Origin of the sequence: Corallococcus sicarius (assembly GCF_003611735.1) — a bacterium.
GTDB lineage: Bacteria > Myxococcota > Myxococcia > Myxococcales > Myxococcaceae > Corallococcus > Corallococcus sicarius.
The window spans coordinates 1-6192 of sequence record NZ_RAWG01000439.1 but is presented as its reverse complement, the minus strand read 5'-3'; the positions used below and the strand labels follow the sequence as shown (position 1 = coordinate 6192).

At 69.7% G+C, this 6192-nt stretch carries 5 protein-coding genes; 2 read left to right on the top strand and 3 right to left on the bottom strand.

All coding sequences use genetic code 11. From position 1 onward, the window contains the following. Positions 1 to 8: 8 nt before the first annotated feature. Positions 9 to 1151 (top strand): 50S ribosomal protein L11 methyltransferase, encoded by a 1143-nt coding sequence (locus D7X12_RS38070; protein WP_244225030.1) that lies wholly within the window; start codon positions 9 to 11, stop codon positions 1149 to 1151. A gap of 46 nt (positions 1152 to 1197) precedes the next feature. Here D7X12_RS38070 and D7X12_RS42645 read toward each other — a convergent pair whose 3' ends face one another. Continuing rightward, on the bottom strand, positions 1198 to 1491 hold the full coding sequence (locus D7X12_RS42645) for a hypothetical protein (protein ID WP_147443926.1): 294 nt from the start codon (positions 1489 to 1491) through the stop codon (positions 1198 to 1200). A 125-nt stretch (positions 1492 to 1616) separates the two neighbouring features. After that, entirely contained in the window at positions 1617 to 3206 is a 1590-nt protein-coding gene (locus D7X12_RS38060; protein ID WP_158620206.1) for an endo alpha-1,4 polygalactosaminidase, read from the bottom strand. A 290-nt stretch (positions 3207 to 3496) separates the two neighbouring features. Between D7X12_RS38060 and D7X12_RS38055 the strand changes: the two genes are divergently transcribed. Beyond that, positions 3497 to 5887 carry a PQQ-dependent sugar dehydrogenase gene (locus D7X12_RS38055; RefSeq protein ID WP_244225029.1) on the top strand — a complete coding sequence of 797 codons (2391 nt, stop codon included), beginning with the start codon at positions 3497 to 3499 and terminating at the stop codon, positions 5885 to 5887. Between the two features lie 70 nt (positions 5888 to 5957). Here the strand turns inward: D7X12_RS38055 and D7X12_RS43230 are convergent. After that, the coding region (locus D7X12_RS43230) for a hypothetical protein (protein ID WP_158620205.1) at positions 5958 to 6192 on the bottom strand (235 nt) is incomplete at its 5' end.

Sequence of the window (6192 nt, the reverse complement as noted above, 5' to 3'; positions counted from 1 at the left end):
CCACGCCCATCGCGCAGCCGCCCGCCGCCGCGCCGCCGCCCGCCGCCGCGCCCTTCGTGTTTCCGCCCGACGCCGCGTTCACCTGGCATTCGGAGAGTGACGAGCCCGCGCCCACGCGCCTGTCGCCCGTGGATGACCGGCTCCGCGCCGACAACGCGCTCCAGCGGGTCCGCCGGGGCGAGTTCCTGCGCTACACCGGCGACTTCCACAACGCGAAGCAGCTGCTCGGCGCGCTGGGCCGGCGGCTGGAGCGGCCCTGGCAGGCCCGCTCGCCGCTGGAGGCGTTCCGGGCCGAGCGCCGCGCGCGGCAACTGGAGCACTCCACGCTGTCGCGCATCGTCGTCGCGCTGGACCGCGACTACCGCCTGGAGCTGGCGCGCGCGCCGGATGTCTCGGAGGCATGCCGGCAGGTGTGGGGCAAGCCCACGACGGACTTCACGGCGGTGCCGCTCAAGCAGCTGCTCGGCATGCTGGGCGCCGCGGAGTGGCGGCGCAAGGGATTGGCCGTCCCGGGGCTGAAGGGCCTGCTCCATCCGCACTATGGCGTCTACCTGCCCACGCGCACCGACTACGTGGAGCTGCTGGCGGCGGTGCCGGACGTGAACGGCCAGCGCGTGTTCGACGTGGGCACGGGCACCGGCGTGCTCTCCTTCCTGCTTTTGCAGCGCGGCGCGGCGTCCGCGCTGGCCACGGATTGCGACTCCCGCGCGGTGGCGTGTGCCCGGGAGAACGCGGAGCGGCTTGGACTCGCGCAGCGCTTCCAGGTGATGGAGGCGGACCTGTTCCCAGCGGGAAAGGCGGACCTCGTCGTCTGCAATCCGCCGTGGATTCCGGAGCCGCCCAAGAACCGGGTGGACCGCGCGGTGTTCGACGAGGACAGCCAGTTCCTGCGGCGCTTCCTCGAAGGGCTCCCCGCCGCGCTCACGCCCGGCGGAGAGGGATTGCTCATCCTGTCGGACCTCGCGGTGCTGTTGGGCCTGCGTCCGCCCGGGTGGCTGGAGGAGCAGTTCGCGCGCTGCGGCCTGAAGGTGGTGTGGCGGAAGTCCACCCCGGCCCGGCACTCCAAGGCGAAGGACAAGGCGGACCCCCTGCACGCCGCGCGCTCCCGCGAGGTCACCACCCTCTACGGCCTCGTGCCCGCCGGCCGGTAGCCCCGTTCCTGCATGACCTGCTCATGGAGGGCAGGCGGTGCAGCCCTCAGGGGCACACCCATTTCCAATTGGAGCTGCAGCCGCAGGTGGTGGTGCTGCAAGTGCTGCCGTTGTACCAGGAGCACGTCGTCCTGCCGCCAGCCTTCCCACAGAACGTCATGTTCAGGGCGTCGCAATCCGGCGCAATACACGTGCAGCCCCCATCGGAGCACACCGCGGCCTCGGCGGTGCCCATGGGCTCGTCCGCCAACGCGGGGCCTGAGTCGGGGACCCCACCACAGGCCACCAGCAGCCCGGACAGCAAAGACAGCAGCGCGGACTTCTTCAGATGAGATCGCATGGGTTCACGGTCCTTTGCATGAAGTGGCATTGCGTCGGGAAGCACGGAAAGCCTACCACGAATGGACCTCACGCGGCGTGCGAGAGGGAATGCCGGGGCGGGAAGGCCGCCCCGGCCTGACCGCACTACCAGCAGGCGAACTGGATGTTGTCGTAGCGGACCGATGAGGTGCTGAAGACCAGGGTGCGCATATCCCCCTGGACGAAGCCGCTCTCGCCGCACGCACAGGTCGCCCCCGTGCCCGTGCAGTTGGTCCAGTTCGTGGTCTCCCCGCCGGCTTCCACGCGGTACTCGGCGTTGAAGACCGCCTTGTTGTTGTTCGTGAACCACGTCTTGTAGGCGCCGCACTCGTTGTACTTCTGGCACTGCTCGTTGATGGCGAAGTCGAAGGAGCTGGCGAGCGCGGGGATCTGGTCGACGTCGTTCTTCAGCGCGATGCCCAGACACAGGGAATGGGCGGTGTCGGCCAGCCAGCGGTTGTAGTCCAGCTGGTTCGTCGCCGTGAGCCCCCAGCAGGCCTGGTCGGTGCAGCTGATTTCGTCGTCGTGCGAGTAGCCGTCGATGTTGTCCGGCTCCACCGCATCACAGCCCTTGTTCTTCGCCAGCTGCATGCGGGACGTCATCACCGTCTTCACCGCCGGCTTTCGGTGATCCAACCACCACTCACAGCCGCCGCCGCTCACGCACCAGTCCCCCAGGATGTGGACGGACTGGGCGCAGTTCTCCCCGGGGCTGCAATAGGTGTCCTGCGGGAACTGGTTCGCGTCGCTCCGCCAGTTCTCATAGGTGCCGGCGCTGAAGTAGCAGACCACCTTCTTGCCGGCGTTCTTGTACTCCTGGATCTTCGCGCTCGTCGTGTTGAAGAGGTCGACGACGTAGACCTGCGCGTTGAGGTTCGTGGGCAGGGCGTTGTTCTCCAGGTCCCACGTCCAGGTGGTGCCCCGGGGGAAGGTCGCCTGGGTGCACGCCGCGCCCTGGCCGCAGACGTTCGGGGTGCCGCCACCGCCGCACGTCTCCGGGCTCAGGCAGCCACCGCAGCTTGTGACCGTGCGCGCCTGGCCGCAGTTGTCAGTGCCACTCACCTGCCCGCACGTCGCGCCCAACCGGGTGCAGAAGGCCGCATTCGTCTCCGCGGTGCACGTCGAGGGGATGTCCCAGGACACCTGGAGGCGGAGGCTGTCGAGCTGCGCCGCGTCCGTCCCCGCGCCCTTGATGAGGCGCGCGCGAATGTCACCGGTGCTGGAGACGAAGTTCGAAGCCGTCTCGGTGCCCGGCAGGTTGAGCGTCAGCGCGGGGGTCCACACCCATTCGCCGCGTCCCTGCGAGCTGGCGATGTTGACCCAGCTGGAGGTCGTGAACCGGTAGAGCTGCCACTGGTAGTAGGACGTGGACGCCGCGGGCCCCTGGTACTTCGTCAGCAGCTGGAGCTGGGTGACCTGGGCCGGGGTGGGCGCGGCCTGGGTGATGCTGGAGAGCTTGAAGGTCAGGTAGCCCGTGGAGGCCGGGCTGAACTCGATGTACTGCGCGTAGCAATCCGCGTACACGCCGACCGTGCAATTGGAGCTGTTCGCCTTGAGCACGGTCATGCCGCCGCTCTTGCCGGACGCATCCGTGTTCGCCGTCGTGCTCGCGGAGGTGAAGTCGATGACCTGCGTGCCGGTCAGGGCCTGTTCCTGAACCGCCGGCTCCCGCGCATCATCCGCCTCCATTGACATACACCCCGACATCAACAAGGCAATACATGGGGACAGCCAGACACTCCACTTGAACATCACGCCTCCAGGGTTGAGGCGCGGCTATCACATGGGGGGAGCCCGGGTGCAACTGGATGACAGCAACCCGGGGCCCGGGGGACGGATGGCCAAGGGGGGGACCGGTGCCAGCTTCCCGCCTCCCGACCTTCCCCCACCCAAGGGACGCTTTCATGCAGTCACTGCGACGCTGTCCGCCCCACCTCTCCGTCTTTCTCTTTCTCTCCCTCTGTCTGGGATGGGGGGCCCCGGCCGTGGCCCAACCCCTGGCCCCCCTCGCCCTGCCCGGCGGTTTCTCCTCCGAACTCGTCGTCGCTGGCCTGGAGTACCCGACGACGTTCGCGAGCCTCCCCGATGGGCGCCTCCTCATCGCCGAGAAGGCAGGGGCGGTCCGGCTCTTCAAGGACGGCGTCCTCCAGCCCCTGCCCTTCATCGACCTGCGGGGGCGGGTGAACTCGCACCATGACCGCGGGCTGCTGGGGCTCGCGGTGGACCCTGCCTTCGCCACCAACGGCTTCGTCTACCTGCTCTACACCTACGACGACGATGCCACGGATGACTCCGGGCCCAAGACGGCGCGGCTGGCGCGCTACACCGCCGTGGGGGACTCCGCCTCGCCCGCGAGTGAACTCGTGCTGCTCGGCACCACCGTGGGCAACTCCTGCAATGACTTCCCCGTGGGCGCGGATTGCATCCCCGCGGACAGCGCTTCGCACACCGTGGGCAGCCTCCGGTTCGCGCCGGACGGCACCCTCTTCGTCACGTCAGGAGACGGAGCCCGCTTCGACACGGTCGACGACGACGCGCTGCGCGCGCAGAGCCTGGACTCCCTCGCGGGCAAGGTGCTGCACATCACGCGCTCCGGCGAGGGCGTGGCCTTCAACCCCTTCTGGAACGGGGATCCCCGGGCCAACCGCTCCAAGGTGTGGGCGCTGGGGCTGCGCAATCCCTATCGCTTCAGCCTGCGCCCGGGCACCTCCATCCCCTACCTGGGCGACGTCGGCTGGGGCACCTACGAGGAGATCAACGTCGCGCTCCCGGGGTCGAACCTGGGATGGCCCTGCTACGAGGGGCTCTTCCGCCAGCACGGCTACGAACCCAAGCCCGTCTGCCAGGCGCTCTATGCCCGGGGGCCCGGCGCGGTGCGACCTCCGCTGTATGTCTGGGACCATGGCGTCGGCCAGACAGCCACGGGCGGCGCCTTCTACACGGGCACCGCGTACCCGGAGACGTGGCAGGGCGCCTACTTCTTCGGCGACTACAGCCAGCAGTGGATCCGCTCCCTGCGGGTGGATGCGAATGACCAGCTCGTGCCCGACAGCGTGACGCTGTTCGCGTCCGGGGTGGGCGGCCTGGTCGAACTGGGCGTCGGGCCAGACTCCAACCTCTTCTTCGTGGACATCCTCGCGGGCGAGCTGCGCCGCATCCGCCACACGGTGGACAACACGCCGCCCGTCGCGGTGGCCTCGGCGACGCCTCGCCAGGGCATGCCTCCCCTGCTCGTGCGCTTCTCCAGCGCGGGCTCCAGCGACGCGGACGGTGACGCGCTCCAGTACCGCTGGGACTTCGGGGACGGCTCCCCCGTGTCGGTGCTGCCCAACCCGGAGCACACCTATGCCGCGGCCGGCGCCCACGTGGCCCGGCTGACCGTCAGCGATGGGCGCGGGGGCAGCCACTCCGCCACCGTGAGCCTCTCCGTGGGCAACCTGGCTCCCGTCCCGGCCATCCTCTCGCCCTCGGCGACGTTCCGCTTCAAGGTCGGCGACGTGGTGGCCTACTCGGGTTCGGCGAGCGATGCCGAGGACGGCCCCATTCCCGAGGAGCGGCTGGCGTGGACCGTCACCCTGCGCCACTGCGCGGCGGGGACCTGTCATTCCCATCCCTACGCCACGAGCACGGGAGCGACTGGCTCGTTCACCATCCCGGACCACGGCGACGAGGTGCACTTCGAACTCCAGCTGACCGCGACCGACTCGGCGGGGCTGACGGGCAGCCGGAGGATCACCCTGCACCCACAGCTCGTGCAGGTGACGCTCCAGACGTCACCGCCGGGGCTGGAGCTGGTGTTCGACGGCACGAGCGCCACCGCCCCCCTGGTCCGCCCGGTCATCGTCGGCTCCACGCACACCCTCTTCGCGCCCTCGCCACAAGGCGTCTTCGAGTTCCGCCAGTGGTCGGACGGCGGAGCCGCGCAGCACGTCATCCAGGTCGGTTCGAGCGACGCCAGCCACACGGCCTTCTTCGAGTCCGCCGCCCCCGCGGAGTGTCCGCTGGGACAGTATCGGGCGGAGTACTTCAGCAACCGGGACCTGGCGGACGCCCCCGCGCGGGTGCGCTGCGAGGGGGCACCGCTCGCGCGCTTCTGGGGCACGGGCCGCCCCGTGCCGGAGGTGGGGTACGACGACTTCTCCGTGCGCTGGACGGGACGGTTCTACTTCGCGTCGGGCCTGTACTACTTCCTCGCCCAGGCGGATGACGGCATCCGCGTGTTCGTGGACGGCTCCCGCATCATCAATGGGTGGAGGGACCAGTCGACCACGAGCTACTTCGTGGGCCGCTGGATGAGGGCCGGCGAACACACGGTGGTCATCGAGTACTACGAGCACGGAGGCGATGCCGTGGCCGGGCTCCGCTGGTATCGCTGAGCCCGGGGCACACTTCGAGCCACCCCGGACCGGTGCGTGAGGAAGGGCGCACCGGTCCGCCGGTGCAGCCTTAGTCGTGGCCCTTCGGACAGCAGCCGAGGGTGTCCTTGTCGTGCTCACGCAGGTGGGCCGCGGCGCCGGGCGCACCCACGCAGAGTTCGATCTTCTTCGAGCCCGGCTCGTCGGGCGGCGCGTGGTGGCAGATGCGGACCTTGTCGCCATGGGGGCCGCAAGACGCCGAGCAGTGCGGCGGCGGCTTCGGCGGAGGGCACTGCGGCCCGCCGTCATGCCCGCCCCCGCCACCT

Excerpts from the sequence above, each read along its gene's own strand:
- D7X12_RS42645 (WP_147443926.1), bottom strand. The coding sequence starts at position 1,491 with ATGCGATCTCATCTGAAGAAGTCCGCGCTGCTGTCTTTGCTGTCCGGG.
- D7X12_RS38060 (WP_158620206.1), bottom strand. The coding sequence starts at position 3,206 with ATGTCAATGGAGGCGGATGATGCGCGGGAGCCGGCGGTTCAGGAACAG.